Origin of the sequence: Chryseobacterium sp. POE27 (genome assembly GCF_039727685.1) — a bacterium.
In the GTDB taxonomy this organism is placed as follows: Bacteria; Bacteroidota; Bacteroidia; order Flavobacteriales; family Weeksellaceae; genus Chryseobacterium.
On record NZ_CP152475.1, the window covers coordinates 1,153,492 to 1,172,889 of the forward strand.

The 19,398-nt window shown below is 41.8% G+C and carries 8 protein-coding genes; 7 read left to right on the forward strand and 1 reads right to left on the reverse strand.

Translation table 11 applies throughout. The annotated features are described in order from the left end of the window. Positions 1 to 66: 66 nt before the first annotated feature. A complete protein-coding gene (locus tag AAHI02_RS05380) occupies positions 67 to 648 on the reverse strand; it encodes a hypothetical protein (protein WP_346985780.1) in 582 nt (193 codons plus the stop codon). Between the two features lie 224 nt (positions 649 to 872). Here AAHI02_RS05380 and AAHI02_RS05385 point away from each other — a divergent pair, with 224 nt between their 5' ends. The 7 genes from AAHI02_RS05385 to AAHI02_RS05415 all read left to right on the forward strand — a co-directional run bounded on the left by AAHI02_RS05385 (position 873) and on the right by AAHI02_RS05415 (position 19,347). After that, on the forward strand, positions 873 to 2,126 hold the full coding sequence (locus tag AAHI02_RS05385) for an arsenic transporter (protein ID WP_346985781.1): 1,254 nt from the start codon (positions 873 to 875) through the stop codon (positions 2,124 to 2,126). Positions 2,127 to 2,450: 324 nt separating this feature from the next. Next, positions 2,451 to 2,804 carry a hypothetical protein gene (locus tag AAHI02_RS05390; RefSeq protein WP_346985782.1) on the forward strand — a complete coding sequence of 118 codons (354 nt, stop codon included), beginning with the start codon at positions 2,451 to 2,453 and terminating at the stop codon, positions 2,802 to 2,804. Further along, positions 2,764 to 3,186, forward strand: coding sequence for a hypothetical protein (locus tag AAHI02_RS05395; protein ID WP_346985783.1), 423 nt, complete (start codon positions 2,764 to 2,766; stop codon positions 3,184 to 3,186). The genes AAHI02_RS05390 and AAHI02_RS05395 overlap by 41 nt, the downstream gene beginning before the upstream one ends. 41 nt (positions 3,187 to 3,227) lie before the next feature. Next, positions 3,228 to 6,881, forward strand: coding sequence for a hypothetical protein (locus AAHI02_RS05400; protein WP_346985784.1), 3,654 nt, complete (start codon positions 3,228 to 3,230; stop codon positions 6,879 to 6,881). Positions 6,882 to 7,012: 131 nt separating this feature from the next. Beyond that, complete coding sequence (locus AAHI02_RS05405) at positions 7,013 to 8,371, forward strand: hypothetical protein (protein WP_346985785.1); 1,359 nt, start codon at positions 7,013 to 7,015, stop codon at positions 8,369 to 8,371. Between the two features lie 13 nt (positions 8,372 to 8,384). Then, positions 8,385 to 9,704, forward strand: a complete 1,320-nt coding sequence (locus AAHI02_RS05410) for a hypothetical protein (protein WP_346985786.1) — start codon at positions 8,385 to 8,387, stop codon at positions 9,702 to 9,704. Next, on the forward strand, positions 9,643 to 19,347 hold the full coding sequence (locus AAHI02_RS05415; RefSeq protein WP_346985787.1) for a LysM peptidoglycan-binding domain-containing protein: 9,705 nt from the start codon (positions 9,643 to 9,645) through the stop codon (positions 19,345 to 19,347). Before AAHI02_RS05410 ends, AAHI02_RS05415 begins: the two co-directional genes overlap by 62 nt. Positions 19,348 to 19,398 lie beyond the last annotated feature (51 nt).

Here is a 19,398-nt window from a genome sequence, read left to right on the forward strand (position 1 = left end):
TTTTATAAATTAGATTATCCAAAACTAACAATTAGAACGCAAAATAAAATTGACGATGGGTAAGTTTTACTTCTCGGTAACTCTTTTTCTCAGGCGACTTAAGCTTTCTGCAGTCAATCCAAGGTAAGAAGCAATTATTTTCAACGGCGTACGCTGGAAAATTTCAGGGCGCTGACTGATGAGGTTAAGATAACGTTCCTCCGGACTTAAGGTCAGCAGATTGATCTGCTCCTGCTGTTTTCGTAAAAATAAAATCTCAGAGATCGCCTTTCCGATTCTCAGTCCGGTTTCATTTCTTGCATACAGTTCATTGAGGTCAGGATAGCTGATCGACCAAAGCGTGCAGTCTTCCAACGCCAATGTTTTAATACCGGAAGGCTTTTGTTTGAGGAAAGAAAAATAATCACTCATAAAGCTCTGTTCATACAAAAGATTGATGCAGATATCTTTTTTTCCGTTCCAGACAAATAATCCTACGGAGCCGGCAGCAACAATATTCAGATATTTTTCTACACTCTCATAATCTTTTATGACATCATTTTTCTGAAATTCTCTTACAATTATTTTTTCTGAAAAGCGCTCCCAGATATTACTTTCTGCATTATAGTAAGGATTAAAAATTTCCTGAATCTGTCGGGGTGTGGGCATGGATAAAATTTTATTAAAAATAAAGTTTTAAATGTTATGATTGTTAAAAATTCAATTGATTATCAATGGTAAGTTTCACGCAAACTATTGGAACAGTTTTTGGCAGAAGTCAAAATAATATACTCTGTTCATACAAAAATTACCTAATGTTCTTTAATTTTAAGATCATGATTAAAAAATATGTACCAGCTAACATCCAATAAAATTTTCATACTGAACCGAAAATGAGTGCTGATTTTTTTATTTTCCTGATTACTGTAATGGCTACTGCCGGAGTAATCATCAGACCATATAAAATACAGGAAGCCGTGTGGGCTGTCGGCGGCGCAGTGATTTTATTAGTTTTCAGACTGATATCTTTTCAGGATGCATGGATAGGCATCAATAAAGGGATGGATGTATATCTTTTCCTGACAGGGATGATGGCCCTTGCCGAATCTGCCCGCAGAGAAGGTTTATTCGACTGGCTGGCCTCACATGCCATCAGACTTGCTGCAGGATCTTCTATCAGTCTTTTTGTATTAATTTATCTGATAGGGATTTTCGTAACCGTTTTTATGTCTAATGATGCTACAGCTGTGGTTCTTACACCGGCAGTTGCAGCAGCGGTGGCAAGAGCAAAAGTTAAAAATCCGCTGCCCTACTTACTCATCTGTGCTTTTATTGCAAATGCTGCATCCTTTGTATTGCCTATCTCCAACCCTGCCAATTTGGTTATCTATGGATCTAAGTTGCCTTCCTTAACAGTTTGGTTAAGCACTTATCTTTTATCCTCATTATGTTCTGTCGGTATAACATTCCTTATGCTTTTCATGACTCAGAAAAAGTTTCTGAATGTTCCGGTAGTAGCTGATAATGCAGAACATATTTTAAATACAGGAGGAAAAATGGCCTTGGCAGGAATCATATTTACAACCCTGGTATTGTTGCTGGCCTCCTTTCAACATTGGGATCTTGGACTTCCGACCGCTATCGCCGGGATAGGTACCGCTATTTTTATATCTATAGCCGGTAGAAAAAATCCTGTAATGTTTATGCGCCATATCTCCTGGTCTGTCATTCCGTTGGTTGCCGGCCTGTTTATCCTTGTAGAGGCAGTGCAGCAAACAGGAATCATAAGCATTTTATCTCAAAAACTTTCAGAAGCAGCCAATGCTTCAGCCGGAACCACGACATGGTCGGCGAGTCTTATCATTGCATTTGGAAGTAACCTCATCAATAATTTACCAGCCGGGCTTATTGCCGGAACCACAATTTCAGATATTCATTTATCGGAAACGGTCAGAAGCGGCGTCCTTATCGGAGTTGATCTTGGCCCAAATCTATCAATCACCGGATCTCTGGCAACTATCCTTTGGCTTAAAGAACTCAGAAGAAACGGATACGACATGACTGCCTGGGATTTTCTTAAGCTGGGTACTGTCATTATGATACCGGCCCTTCTTGTAACCTTGTTTGTATTAACGGTTAATTTTTAAATTGGAAATAAATTTCGTTAATTTTTCATTATTTCAAAACATATTACCGTTCATATTCACTGCTGCAAAGCATGTTTTTTCACTATTACCCAATTTTAATACACTTATAATCAACTAAGTATAAATACCTAATATGAAATTTAAGTATTTTCACTTAATAGTGTAATATTTTATTTACGTTACTTTGAAATGTTCTTTAATGAAACTTCTATTATATCAACAACGGCAATTTTGAAAAGCCCGATTGTAATATGATCTTAACAATTAAGTTTTTTTTGAAATAATAAATAATTTAAATTTTTTTTAACCTTAAAACTAATAATTATGTCACAAAATCCAGTAATCAATCAAAGTGGAAGTGCAAGTATTAAATCAGGTCAATATTGTACCTGGAAAACAGCAAATGGTACTTCCTCAACTCTTAACATCGCTAATGCAAGCCTTGCTAATAATCTCACAGTAGCTATTACAGGTGCTCCTGCAAGTGGTCTTATCGTACAGGTGAACGGTGCTATGGTTTCAAGCGTTGACGGTATTTGGACGTTGCCGCCTAACTCGCCATCAATGGTACTTATTGCCACAGGTGATTTTCTCGGAACAACAGTTACGATCACCAATATTACCAATGCTCAAAATGATGCTGAGGCAGCTATTCAGTGCCAGACCAGCCAATCGTAGCAGTAAACTACGCTTTCAAATCCTCTTATTATTTATTCTTGGTCATACCCTGGCAATGGCTCAGGGTATGGTCAGGTCTAAAGCAGACACTGTTTGGCTTTCCCGTTTTGAATTTGCAGAAAAACAGACCAACAATGGGAGTGATTGTATCTGCTCGGTTACCAATAACAGTCAGGCAAATATAGCTACGATCGTACTAACCGGTGCACCCGATACCAGTACTATCCAGCTGGATAGCCCGGTAACGTTCAATGGTATACATTATCTAAAACCAGGTCAACAGGCAATTGCTGTAGGCAACTTTGCCGGAAAAACAATTACAGTATTAAATCTGTCACTGTTGAATGTTGTGATTGTCGTTATGCTATTCTGCCCTGGTTAAGAATTCACATTTATCCTATTCAGATAAAAAATATTATTCTTATGGTACAATCCGAAACAGAAACTATATTCAGCAATGAAAATTCCGGAAACCCTGCGCTTTATATACACAATCAAACAGGGCAACATTGGACCGCTTTATTGCTTCCGGACGGGTCATCTTATACCGACCCAGACATCAGCCTTCAGGTTGCGGTACAGCAACAGGTCTATTTTCTGTTTGCCAAAACAGCTCCTGCTGATCCAAAGACTTTTATTGATAATTATCGGCCTTATCTTCTCACATTCCGTCAGAATGTAACTGCCAACCTTACAACAGCATGGTTGAGCAATCCAAATGACACCCCTTCTTCTAAAAATACGACCGTCCTGAACTTTGCCCAATATGGTGCCAACAAACCTTTTGTGGTAGGACAGACGTTTAACGTTACTATTGGAAATGGTTTTGCAACGCTTACCATCCAGAATAATACTACAATGACACTGCAGCCGGACGTAACTCCAGATGCTTTACGGCTTATCTGGACACCCGGAAATCCCAACATGAGTTTTGCCAATAAAGTGTTTGGTACCAATTCTATGTTCACCAGCGATATTACGATTCCTTTCAGCGGCCCGGGTACTGGGTCTTTTCGTTTTTCACTGGGCCTGAACATGAATCTTGACTTTAAAGGATATGGTTTGCAAAATAATTACTATTACGGCGACAGCACGGTACCTTCTTATTTTGCCTATCCTATACTGCAAACAGGTAATACCAATGATTTTCTCCTTACCCAGACAGAAATCGACCTGCTTGATATAGCAAATAGTGACGGACTGAATACCTACTTTGCCATTACCGGTCAGATCTACAATGTTATTACCGGCCAGACAAGAGCAGCATCACTGCCTAGTTACTATGCCATCAATACCGGCTACCCTCTTACTTTATGGCCCTTGGCAAATATGGTAGATTCCGGAGCACCGGTGAATAATTTATTTCCGGAAGACAACAGCGCACGCTTTGTCATATCGCCGCAGGATGCTGCAGGGATCAAGCCATACTACCTTTCGCCTGAAGGTGATTTTTACATGGATCCCGGCGCCTCACAGGCTTTCTTTGCCGATGAAAACGGACAATACAGTTTACTTCCCGGACTTTCCGGTACAGAAATAATTACATTTACCCCTTATAAAAATAATGCAGGAACGATCACCGGTGACACTATACGATTTACATCAAAACAGGCTGCCTTCGCTGCCAATTTCCCAGGACAGGAAGTTTCCCTGGCCAATCCAGGTACGGATAATCCCATACTTGAAAGTACTTATCTTACGGCTTGGGCCAATATCGTAACCGCTACACCGGGCAATGTACAATATGCTTCGCAACCACAAGGTGCTTCTTTATTTGCCAAAGATCATGGTGTAGCTTCTCCCGGTAATAATATTACAGGATTTCTGGGTTTTTACGAACCCTCAGTAGATATGCCACAAGCCAGTGGTTTTGCTGTACCCATAGCGCCTTATCTTGGCGTAAATCCTGTACCACCGCCCAGCGCCGAAGGTATCGATACTTTTGAATCTAAAGTATTAAGTGCCGAAAGAAAAGCATTGATCTCAGCAGCCTTCACTACACCACGTGCCAGTAAAAGCCAGGCAAAGAGAGTGATGACAGAAACAGGAGCTACGGAATACACGGCCTCTGCAACACCGCAGGGTTTGGTGGCTAATGTGAATAATAACGGTAGCTGGAGTTTACTGAATCTAGCGCAAAATACTGTAAACAATGGTTTGCCAGAATACCTTAGTCCGCAAGGACAAATCCCGGCAACACCTCCGCAATACCAGCTCAGCTTTATTAATCTGATGCCGCAAATGCAAAGTGCCTTCCTCACCAATCAGCAATTTCTGGTGGTAACCAATAACCAATATCTTGGTAATTTGTTTTCAACAATGAATACACCTGGCGGCGGTGTCAGCAGTGAATCTGTGTTCAACAATAAAATGTCCATCGAAGACTGGCCGTTCGATCTGAACGTAGGTACAAGTAACACCTATGCCGACTATAATAATGTTCTAATATTTAAATTTTGTAAAGGTACCATCATCGACAGGGTAAAAAATCCGAAAGAATGGACACAGGCCAATGCATTTAATATTGATAAAGACAACACTGATCCCGGTACTGCCTATAATCAGCTGGTTGCCGTATCATCATGGCTTCAGGACTATTTACAATCGGCTGAGGACGCGTATAATACTGCATTATCAGATCCTTCGTCCGGGCAGGTGGAATATTATCAGAAGTTTCACACGATCATCAATGATCCCAACTGGAACGGGATCCTTGCTTTGAAAGCAACCATCGATTTACAAGAATTTCCGCAGCAATTAAAAGGTTTGATCAGCGGTATTAATCTTAAGAATTTCTACGCCCATCATTTTGGCATAGAGGTGAATCGTGTAGATGCCAGCGATATCATTACCATGGATCCGGTCAGTTCATTATTTGGATTAATCAATTATGTTGATCCTGCTTATGCTCAGCAAATCTCACAGGGGTTGAATCCTAATAAGCCGGTACAGCCTGTAGCAGGAGCTACTTATGATTTTAAAGTATTGTTCCTTCAGGTATTGTTTGAAAATACGGCGATCAAGGATTTTGCGAGCAAGATTCAGCTGACGATGAATAATATGTTCTCCGATGAAGTAATCGGGACAAACAATCCGTACGGTTCAAATAGTTTAAATACGGTAGTACTGAACGGTACTTACCAGGATCATAACGGCACACCGGTATATGTTTTCGACAATAAAGACGATAATCTTTTTTTCTTCGACAGTAATCTTCTGACCAATGTGGAAATTACCAAGATACAATTCAATACACTCACTACAGATCCCGCAGCACTCGATATACAATCAAGGTTTACGATGTGGGGCTACCTTAACTTCGGGACTATGATAGCTCCGGCAGTGAGTGAAGGAGATACAGCTTATCCGTTGGATGCTTTTTCTTTCGGTATCAAATCAAGTAGTGGTACATTGCAACAGGGGCTCAATTACAGCAATCTGTATGTAAATATGGCATTTAATCTTAATACGCCATCTGTTACTACATTTGGGTTTGATGCCTCTCAAATTGCTTTCAATTCATCACAAAGTAATGCAAGGACCAATAGCCTTTATCCCAATTTTGCCTTACAGATCAATAAACTGTTGAGTGGCAATGATGATTCGCCCCCATCTGGTCAGGGCTATTTAAAACTAGCTCTACCCGGCATCAATGCAACAGGAATTACAGGCAATTGGTACGGTTTGCAGATGACACTTAATATGGGTTCACCCGGCGAATTGGCAAGCAGTGCAGGTTTTAACGCCAGTCTCCTGATCGCATGGAGTCCCGGTTCTAAAAGTGCCGCTCCAGGATACAACGCCTTTGTAGGTATTAAGCTGCCCGGCACCTCCAGCAACGCTAAACTTCTGAGCATACAGGGTGTATTAAAACTATCCATTGATAAGCTGAGTTTACAATACGTAACAGACCAAAACTCTTACTTGCTTACCCTATCTAATATTGCCTTAAAATTACTGGGTATATTGAAATTACCACCCGGAGGAAATACCGATTTCTTATTGTTTGGTAATCCTAATCCGGGTGCTACGGCTAAAAGTCTGGGCTGGTACGCTGCTTACAATAAAGATATATAATAACTGTAGAATTAAAAACAAAAGCTGCCATGACAAGGATAATGTATTGGAACGTTAATAATTTTGGAAATGAACGTTTTTTTTGCGCTCAATATCGTAAGGCGAAGCGCCGTAAACTGAATCAGGGGGGTATGTCGGATATTGACGCAGCTTCGACCAGATTAGATTGTTTATGTGATAATATCATACGAAACTTACCTGATATACTGGTCGTTGTAGAAGTAACAACAGGTACGGATGGTCTACCGGAAGGAGAAGTCATCGACGAAAGATCAAGTTATGATTTAATGATGGAGATCAGACAGCGAACCGGCAATAATAATTGGTACCTGGTACCACCTCTCGTATCCGGCACACAGGGGCGAGCAGAAGGCATTGCCGTTTTCTACAATTCAGCCAATCTGATATTTACCGGTCCCTGGAGATGGCCCGGAGGCTTTGGACCGGCAGGTTCTGCAGCTGACATTCCCGACAATCAAATGCGTTTTTATAACCAGCCTTATACTTGGAGACAAAATCCTGATGCCAATCCGGGCCCCGGCAATCTTCCCAATCCTGCTGATCCGGATAATTCATTGCCCAACCGGCCAATTCCTAATGACAGCACCATTAATCCTGGCAGATTTGAATATCAGGTAGCCGGGCAGTGGAATTATCACACAGGAGGAAATCCTCTGAATGCTCAATTGAATTTTCCTGCTGCCGGCAACCGAAGGCCTTTTCTCACAACATTTTATGACACATCCGTGGCTGTAAATGGCTCAACACATCGGGAAATCCGGTTAATGTCATTTCATGCATCTCCTTATCAGTTTCAGACAAATCCCATAACGGGGCTTCGAGAAGCCGGACCTGCAGCCACAGGCACAGCCGAAATTGCTAATATTTTTGAAATGAACCAAGCGTTGGCTCCTAATCAGGTCAATGTGATCGTAGGCGATTTCAACGTACCGCTTTGGAACTACGGTGGAGTAATGTTGCCTACAGTGGCCTATACTCCTATCACAGCACTCGGGTATCAGCAACAATTACAGCAGGTACCTAACAATTTTCCAGATAAAGCTTATCGAATTACCCATATAAAGCCTGCCGACAATTCGACCCCTTACGACGATGATGGATATCCGGCATTTGGATATATGACCGAGCCCGAAATATTGGGCCGTTATGATGCTATAGATAATATTTTTGTCCGATATCCACCTGCACCTAATAACGCAGGCGGGCCGGCTGCTAATATGACAATTGTCAACAGAATAGCAGGCTCACCATACGTAGGGATAGGCTTACCCGCTTTACCTGTAGGCGTACCTGCAGGTACAGGAGGAGCATTGGCATATCCACAGTACTTGAACAATGCTTACTGTATGCCTGTTCCTAATGGAGTGGCAGCACCCAATATCGGCATTAAAAACACGTTTCAGGGGTGGTACAATTACCGCCGCATCAGAAGCACCAGTGACCACCTCGCATTAATTATTGACATTTAATACCATTTCAGTTATGAGTCTTACCACGTTAGCCGATATTTTTCGCACGCAAGCAGCTTCGTCAGATGGATATATTACTCTTGACAGTACAGTTCTTACAAATGCTGGTTTTTTACCACAAGATGATCTGGATGTTTTGCTTACAGCCTCTTTTTGTTTGGAAAACAATGCTGATTTTCAAATAAATACCAGTGGACAAAGCATTCCCGATCCCGTAGGTAATACGCTCACGATTACCGGTACCATTAGTATTGGTAAAATTTCTATTACTGAAGCCAATACATCCGTAACAGCTGTTTTCACAGAAGAGGGTACTGCAATTTCATTTGTGGTGCAAACAAAGCTGATTAACTGGCAATTTACCACCAGCTTCCCTTACATGAATGGCTATCCTTTCTCTACTCTACCTTATACAGATCCTTATTTTGTATTTGCTACAGAAGATACAGCAGACTATTCGTGGAATACTCAAAAAATACATTTAAAAGAAGGACAAAACTTTGCCTCTAATCTTACCCTCACCAGTTATCTGCAACCTATCATTTCTTTTTTAGCACCGGGCTGGAGCAGCAGTACAAAAATACCTTTTTTTGGTCCCATTACATTGAATGAAGTAGATAATGAAGTAATCTTACTTCCGGATCTTGACTGGAAAGGCATTATTGACTGGAAAATGCAGCCTCTATCTTTTCTAACGGTAGGCAGTCCTTTTTTGCGATTGGTAGTAGAAACTTTAAAAGATGATGGAACCACTGAAGATTTTGATGAGTATGAAGTAAAACAGCTTCGTGACACAGACCCCAGCAAAGAAGAACCTGATGAAAATATAGACAATAATGATGAAAATGATGAACCTGCTATAGAACAGACACCGAATCTCTATTTTGGCATGTCATTAACAGCAGGTACTGATATACAACTTGACTTCTCAACGATATGGTCAAAAAACAGCAGCACACTTACTATTGCCACTACTTCATCTCCTGATAAACCATTAACTGCCATGAACCTTATCAATCTCATGGCGGGACAAAACTATCTGGCATTCATTCCTCCCACCTTACAGCAGTTTTTACAGGTATTTACATTTAAGGTATTTACCACTACTCTTTCATTGAATGACATGAGTATTATGCGCCTAAGTGCTACTATTGGTTCAACAGGCACCTGGCAACTATTTTCAGATTTTACCATCAATGAATTTAATTTTGTATGGACACTTAATAACCCGAGTAGCCTAAACGGCTCGCTGTATTACTTCGAAAGCGAATTTGAGTTCTTCCCCACTGTATTTAAAAACGCTGACGGTACACCGGGACTTTTTTTATATTAAAATCAATAATCAGCTTCAGTTCTGGGGAAATTATGAGGGTTCTGTATTATTGAATGATCTGGTGTCTGGTATCACAAACGGTGCCATAGAGATACCTACCGATATAGCCAGTGTGGCATTTTCTAATTTTTTCCTCTATATGGACGTTCCCAACAAAACCTACCGCTTGGGAGCCACCACAGATATAGAATTGAATATCATTACCAATATTGCTATTAAAAACACCACCTTTACAATCAGCAGCTCAGCGCCTGCGGATGGCAAAGGGCCTTCTAAATTTACAGCCAATATTGCAGGAACCTTTATGCTTGCGCAGTTTTATCTGGATGTTAAAGTTGATTATACCTCTACTGATAATGATTCTTTATGGAACCTTAGTGTATCAACATTACCCGGGCAGATTATCAGATTGGGCGATCTTATGAAACAGATGTTTGAAGCCATCAGCCTTCCTGCAAGCTTCTTACCAGATACCCTTAATATTACACAATTCTCTACTACTGCTATCATACCTAGTGGTAATCAATCAAGTACTTACGAGGTAAAAACAGGTCTGCAGTGGGAATTCACCTTTCCGATTATTAACCAGCCTATCAATATACTAGCCGACCTTCGCATCAAATATGAAAGTTCTACCACTCCCGGGGGTACCGGCAAATACTCTGGCGGTGTGCTGGGCAGTGTGACATTAGAATATTTCAATGCGACTGTTTATATCAGCTACAATTTCGCAGAAAACAATCAAATGCTGGCAATCACCTGGGAAGGCTTTACCGCTACGTATAATGTAAGCGAACAAAGCCGTACGATTGTTTTCTCCATTAAAAACTGGACATTGGGCGGACTGATTACTTCCTTTATGAAGATGTTGTTCAACCCGACATTTGAACTCGATGCACCGTGGGATATACTGAACAAAATAAGCCTGGATGGCTTCTCGGTTACGTACAACCTCGATACAAAAGATATTAAGGTTACCTACAAATTACCTAAAACATTAGACCTTATATTCATTAACATCAATGGGATTAACCTTACCAAAAATCAGAAAGGGGTATTTATAACATTTGATGGGAATTCCGTTGTGCCTTCTATCAACGAGAGTAATTTATTTAAACCTGAAAGTGGCGGACAGGACATTCAGAAAATGCCTGAGGTTCCGGGACAAGGTACCCAGTATTTCGATTTGCGACTGCTGGCAATGGGTCAGCACGTAGAATTGGTAAATCCTGCTCAGTATAATTCTATCAAGGATGTAACAAAGGCAATGCAGGAAGCCTTTACCGAACCAGTACCTGGTACTATCCCTATAGGTCCAGATTCAGGCAATCTACTTCTTCGATTCAATGAAGACAGCAACTGGCTCATCGCCACCAATTTCGGGATATTGAATGCAGGAACCAAAGACAAACCTGTATGGACTCTGGATATGCAGGTGGTATTTAATGATCCTAACCTGTATGGTCTGCGCATCGCTATGGCAGGTGGCAAAGCCAAAGTCTTTGAAGGACTTGATTTTGAGATCATGTATAAGAAAATCTCCGAATCCATTGGTGTTTATCAAATGGATCTTACGCTTCCTAATGCATTACGTTACCTACAGTTTGGCGCAGTCAACATCACTTTACCTTCCATTGGTGTCGAAATTTATACTAATGGTGATTTTACGGTAGACATTGGCTTTCCTTATAATATGGATTTTTCCCGTTCCTTTACCGTACAGGCCATTGTGCCACCGGGTATCCCGGCAATGGGTTCAGGAGGGATCTATTTCGGAAAACTCAGCAGTGCTACTACCAATAAAGTACCTAAAACCAATTATGGGAATTTTAACCCGGTGATTGTATTCGGTATTGGCTTGCAGGTTGGTGTAGGATATAGTGTGAACTACGGTTTGCTCAGCGCCGGCTTCAGCGTTACGATGTTTGGAGTCATTGAGGGTGTAATAGCCGCCTATTATCCTTACAGCGGCACTTTGCAGGAAAGCAATAAAGAACAGGTAGAAACCTCTTATTACTATTATCTGCAAGGAACCATTGGGATTATCGGCAAATTATACGGTTCTATAGATTTCGGTATCATATCGGCAAGTGTAAATATTACCGTGATGGTGTATGCGCAGGCAACCTTTGAAGCTTATAACAAAATACCGTTGGCTATTGTAGCTTCGGTGGATGTCAGGGTTTCTGCTAAATTAAATTTAGGAATCTTTTCCATTACCATTCACTTTACGTTTACCGCCAGAATACGGTTTGATCTTACTATTGGTACAGACCAGACCACCAAAGCACCATGGAACAATAATCTTCAGGCACCAAACGCTGCAGCTCGCCTATCTTCACCAGCGGCAACAGTACGGATTGCACCCGCCCGACAAGCAACACCACTTGAGGGAGCCAAGCCTGTTTCTTTTGCATCTTTTGCATCAATAGATTCATTTGAAGGCACAGAGCAAAGCGCATCTGATGTAATGGTCATTCGCCGTTCGCCAAACATACCAATAAACTACAGTTCTGTATTGATGACAACGGATTCAGACAGTCTCCCTACATTGAACCTTTATTTTGTGCCGCATTTAACCGTGGCAGGACCTGAAAACGGTAATCTGGAAGATCAGTCTGCACAATATGTAGCTACTTTATTCATCGATGCTCCTGATCCTTCGGGTGATGATAGCGGAACGACCACTTCTTTTGAATATTTATGCTCTGCTTTTTTCAGTTGGCTGATACTGAACTATATTGACCATACCCCTTCGCAGTCTTCTCGTGAAGAAGTAGCAACTGAGGGTATTTCAAAAGCTGATCTTGATGCATTGATCACATTCCTGTCCAGCGAAGAAAATCCGTTCCCTATTCCGACCAATGATTTGCTTAATTTTCTGCAAAACAGTTTCCAGGCATTAAACGTACAGGTTTTACAAGAAGACCTTGCGGCAGCAGCCATCTTCCCGATGTTTTTTGATCTTGAATTAAAAGTGCCGGATATAGGATTGGATATCCAGTTTAATAGTTATAACATGGCTTCACAGGAATACCTGTCGGCCGTAAAAGAATGGTTTAATGAACTTGCCGTACAAGTACAGGAAGAAACAGCTTCTGCTGCCAGATTTGCAACTGTGGTTGATCCGCAGCAATGGAGCATGTCAACTTTTGTATTTGAAGACTACTTTGTTCTCATAGGTAAGCAATTGGCAGGCTATGCATCTGATGCTATGGACAATTTCACTTATCGTCTCAGCAATGGCAATAGCTTAGCAGCCATGGTAACCTGGGCCAACAGCATTAGCGTAGATGGAACCAGCAACAACGTAAATATACAGGATATTGCTACGGCCAATCAAACGCATCCGATTAATGGCAATAATCCGGTAGCTATTACAGGAGTGATGTACAACATTTTGGACGGTGATACCTTTACTTCAGTAGCTGCTATATATGCCATCACCGCTACAATGCTTATTACAGAGAACGCAGCCGTTCCTGGCTTGTTGGCTCCGCAAACACTTACCTATGATGGTAATACCTATAATGTACAGCCTACAGATACCATTAATTCAGTTGCTACAGGCTTAAAGACCACGCTGAGTGATCTCGCGGCTGATAGTAATTTCCAAAATACGGCAATCCTTACAACAGGTAACTGGCTAATTATTGGAGCGGCAATTTATACGGCTAAAAACGAAGATACCTTTAACAGCATCAGCACCATCATCTACAACAATCTTGATGTAAGTGCCTTACTGATGCAGAACCAAATAACTCCCGGCCTTTTCATTGCGGGAAACAGTTTTGAATATAACAGTATTAAGTATGTAATCGTACCGGGTGACACGCTTACCAGCATGGCAACAGCTATTTCAGTATTAGCAGGCACTACGGTTACACCGCAGGATCTTGCAGGCAATGCTCAGGTACAGGCACAACAGGTGCAACCGCTTGGTCAGGTACTGATACAGCCTTTCATACACACAACTACTGTATTTACCGATGCGGCAAATGCCGATACGCTGGATGCTTTGGCACAACAGTACAATACCACAGCAGCCTTATTGGCTACCAATTATGCCAACCAGCAGCAAAATAACTTCTTCTATAACGGCGAAGGATTTACCAATGCCAATATCCCGGGTCTGCAATATTTAACTGTAGGCAGCATTCTGGAATATTTTACCGATAATAATTCTTACGGGCAGCTATCCGGTATGGCATCACGCTATCAGTTACATGGTATGCGCCTGCCTACCAATCTGCCGGGACTTACTCTTTCTGCAAATTCACCTTGCACAGGAAATAATTGTGCCCTGTATGCACTAACGGGTCAGGAGTTTGCGCTGCCTGCCACGATACCTGCCGACTTCTCCATACAGCTCATCAACAATTCATTAAGCTGGCTTCAATTCAACGGAAAATCAATGCAGGAAGAAGGTGGTAATATATTGGATATCAAACTAACACCTGAAGATATTAACCAAATCAGCACGCTGCTTACTTATGCGCAGACAAAAGGTATAAAACCGGATGTTTTGGAGCTGGCACCGATGCAACCTTTTAACCTGCAACCTGTACAATATACATTCCAGACGACCACGCAGTGGCAGACTTCCGGAGCATTGAATTTACCTTACGGCTCTCCCGACGGTCAAAGTAATGTATCACCACTTATCTGGCAATTCCCTTCAGGCCTGCTCAGCCAACTGGCACTGCCTAAAGAGGAAGGTTCTGCATTCAGCATACAGATAGGTCAATATGATGCAGCCAAAGGTGTAATGGATTACTGGCCGTCATCTTATTACGGCTGGAGTACCATGGTAGATATTGAACTCAAACTTCTTGATACCGATTCCACAGCTCCTGTCAATGCTTACAGTTATGAACTGTTAGGCGCAGGCGAAGCAGGTGCTAATATTCTGCAGAGATTGTTATTAGCATTAAATCCAAAATCTGCAAACAATAATCTGGATAAAATAGTTGATATACAATGGTTGTATGAAGGCTCAGACGGTTTGCTATCCGTAGGAATGGAACATATGAAGACCTTTATCGTTCAGGCTAATCTTTCCACAGAAACAAATCCTGATACTTCTGCCATGAGAATGATGGCATTGGAAGAAACAGAAGAAGCACCCAATACAGGAATACTGAACAGTATTTATGATTTCATACGTATGCTATGGGAGTGCAGCATTACCCGTTCAGGAGGATATTACCTCATGTATAATGAAACGGAAAGTAATACAGGATTCCCTTCCAGTATATTCGGTAAAGGGGATAATGCCAATGTACGCCTGCTCGTTACCTATAGCAGTCAGTACAATAACAAGCCTACAGATTACATGAACTGTGCGATAACCGGTGATAAGATTGATGCCAACTCTTGTGTGGTCTATGCACAAAGTGAAATGCAGGAGGGATTATCCTACTATGTAAGCTCACCGGATAATACAATCGATACTGTAACTGCCCGCTTCAACATATTACCTGCCAAACTGGTAGATCTGAATAAAAATGTAACACTCAATACCAAGGCAAATGCAAATGATCCTGCAAAATATCCTGCTCCTACAATCACTTTTGATGGATTAGTTTGCGAAGTTGGAGCTAACGGCCCTGGCAATACTCTGACCTCTATTGCTACTTACTATAATGTTGATTCAGTAGCAATACAACAACTCAACCCGAACATCACCGACTGGAACAATCTGCCGCTCTGGCAGCTGGTATTATTGCCACAGGTGCAATATACCATCAGTACGGAAGGTAAAGCGGGGTTCACATTTGAAACTATAGCGGCGTATTACTTTATTGACATGGCTGCCATGGCCTGGGCTGCAAGAGATGTAGTTAATATTTTTGTGATTCCGACCACTCTTACTATCAACGATCAGATTTTGCATAAAGTAACGGCTGTTCAACAAGGTACTGCAGGTTTCGACCTGAACAGAACCAATCCAAATCCTGATCCCAACAATCAGCCTAAAATTACTGATCCTGATTATGCTGAGGTGTACCTTAACAATATGTACAATCTTCTTAGCTATCAGATTGTAGAAAACAGCTGGTTTAGCGAAAGTGTGGTCGGCTTGCCTGCAGGCCCTGCCAAACCACAAACGCAAGATGATGTGCTGGGTAAAACAGACAACAGCGACGATCAGGATGATCTGATATGGTATTACAACCAAGTTGTACCTATTGCCAAATTTGCCAAACCCAACTCATTTATGACCTATCCGGCCGGGTATCCGCAGGAAGATGACAATCCGTACCGTGGCATCGGCCATCAGGTACAGGTGCATTTTGATTGGGTAGATTATTATGGTAACGTAACAGTAACTCCATTCAGCGATCCTGAATTGGATCCTTCTACACCGGTTAACAATCCGCCGATACAAACCGGCTATGTGGACGAGCTGAAAGGGTTGGGTAAATGGCCAAGTGTGGAATTAAGTTATTTATTTGATCTTAATAATAATAATCAACCGGAACTTAAGTTAGAATTTAACTTTAATATTCAGCGTTATAATGAACTGCCTGATGTACCGGCAGACCAGCAGCAGGACTGGAAACAAAATGCCGCCAATGATCTGCTGACCTATACGAACATATATTATCAGTTAACACAATTAAATCCAATAGATGGTAAGAATACCTTAACCATTACCCTCAGCACATCTCTTACTCCGGGCAAAACTACCGATCTGTCTGGTGAGCAATTTAACCAGATGTTGCAGTTTGTAAAAGACATTTATACTTATCTATCAGCACGCAGCCAGGGTAACGAGGCTACAGCACCTGTCATGAACCCTCTTACCAGCCCTGTCAATATCGCTGATATCGACACCCATTCTATTCTTCAGCTCACCGTCAATCTCGATTTTTACCGTGACCTGCAATATGTTAATACCGATTTTAAAGACAGTGATCTGGTAACTCGTGCCCTTACTCAGGTGAAACCGAAAACAATGTCTACAACAGTGGAGAACGGCACAGATCCGCAATATAGTCTGAATGAATTTGCTGCCTTATTTGAAGCTGCTTTCTTAAGTGCTGGTAACTATGAACTTAAAATTGCCATTGGTACCAATGCTGCAACCGCAGGTGGTGTCAATAACCAGGCAGTGTTCGTTGTACGGATGGGATTAAAATCCGGACAGGGAATTTACTGGCAGGTTAATCAGGCAGGCACTTATCAATTAACTACAGAATCCATTACACAGCTTACAGCAGACGGCGTTCCTGCGGACGTTACCACAGCCATCAATACTTTGATAGGTACGCTGTACGAAAGCAGGGATGAGTTTGATGCCGCATTGCAACAACAACTGACTGAAACACAGTTTACCCAATACCGTATCAACATCTATACTTACAGCCTGCTGAATGCCGTATTCTATGCACCTAAACCATTGGCTACAAGTCTTGTTTCCAAAAGCGGAGTACCTATATGCCAATATATCACAGGCCAGGGTCTGGATTGCAGCAAAGGAGAAGTACAAACGTTTACCGGCATAGATATGGATACCTGGGGAGCACAGTCTCTCAATGCCATTGATGTATTCCTGAGTGCAGACTATGCCATACCTGCTTTCCTCGTGGATCAATTAAACGCTGAGGAAGAACAAGAATGGCTGGCAACACAGGGTATTGATGCTACAACTTATTTACAAGCTATCACTAATGCTAAAACCACACTCGCCGGAGCCATCGCTTCAGAAGTTGAACCTATACTTAAAGCGCCGTATGTTTCATCTGAAACAGGTGACAATACCAGTCTCGGCAATGCCAGGGAAAAATTTGAGCAGCAATTGCTCAACCAATTAGGCAATGCCTATACCGTAAATGCCTTGGTTCAATTTGAGGTAACAGCTGAATCAGATTTTACGGCAGACGGCAACTACAAAACACCACCGCGTCTGTATGGCACACCGGTGATCAATAACAAAGCAGACGGCGATACAAAAGAATACAGCATCTCCACCTCCAAGATACAGCTGAACGAAAAAGATGCAACCAATAATGATTCCTTCCTTACGTTCAGTTTTACCACTAAAAATGCAAAAGAATTCACCAGTGTGGATCTGGATATGACTTATGTAGTAACGCATGTGGAATGCGACATCAGTGATGTTTCAGGGATCAACGGGTATCAGGGTTCCAACTGGCTGACCTTCATTATACCGGCCGACGTAAGTAGCAATAACAGCAACACAGCTGTCGGGGCCTCTTTGCAACAAAGCTTAGGTATAGTGGATATACCGGTAGTACTTCGAAATTATCCTACTCCACCTACATTGACTACCCAGACAGGCCAAGGTGTCGCTGTATCAGGAGACACTACCAAAACACGGCTGGCAAAAGCCTCAGAATGGAATTTCATGTATTCCTATACCGAAGATCAGGCTGCACAGGATAAAATTTTCTCTGATATTGAGTTCAATATGGTGCCCAATCTTTCCGCAAGAATGTTAGGAGCTCCTAGCCGTGATCTGTTCAGTGATCTGGCTCAGTTTGTGACGGTGTGGCCGCAGGTACTCGATGATTTTAACCTTTATTTAAAACTGATTACCGCTCAATCAGACAGCAGTGATCCTAATCTTACCAATGCCTACTATGCACTGCAAACCATGGTGACCTTAACGAATAATCTTGCTATTGCATGGAGCCAATTCAACGGAATGCTTTTCAATAATCCTAATGACAATGGTACTGCACGCGCTTATGATTTCATTATCCAGCAGACAGACGATACCGATTTCAATAATCGTCTGCTCATAACCATTGTTCCGGCAGCCGATATGTCTTCCGATGACCTGTCACTTTACCGTGGAAATAAAGATGTATTTGAAGCAGAATTGCCGCAGACACCTTACGTGACTATTGATAACTATACAAAAGTGAATGCCACCGATAAGAATGGTGAGCCAATTCCTAATTCGTATTGGTATCAGGCGGCAGATAAAACCTATCTGTCATGGGAGGAATCCTTTAATATCCCATCCCGTAATGTCAACGTAGATGCACTGAATGTCTTACAGTTCCAGTATGCATGGGCCGGTTTGTCCGTTATCCGTAACGAAGACCTCGTTCCGTACAACCCGACCGTGAATGATTTTATTTACCGTACACCACTGGTAAGATTTTCTAATAAACTGATTCCGTTGTTGAGCAGCGACGATACTTTTGATATTGCCAAAATTAATAATGAAGCAGGAGGGGTCAATCTGCCGCTCGCACAGCAATTAGCCAACTTCCTAAGCACTTTCTTCACTTATGATGAACTGGCAGAGCAATTGATAAAACTAAGCGTATCATGGAATTACCCTTTATTGGCCACATCAGGCAACCTGATGCCGGCCATCGAATTGCCCGTTTTACTGGCAGCACCATTTACATTTGAAATACCTGCAGATTATGAGATTCCTGCCGGGGGATGTCAGCCGTCTTTCAGCGAATCCGATCCGTTTGTTTGCCGTCTTTCCAATGCTCTTAAAACTTGGTATAGCCAGCATAATCCTATAAACAAAGGGGCCTGGTTCCAGATTGATATCGCGGTATTTTCATCGCTCAGCGAGAGCAAGCTGCCACTGATAGAACTTAAAAATGTATTATTGTATTATAAGAATATCACAGATATGAATGTGTAGGAAATGAATATATACCGGAAATTGTGTTTATTCATTAGTAAATTTAAACCA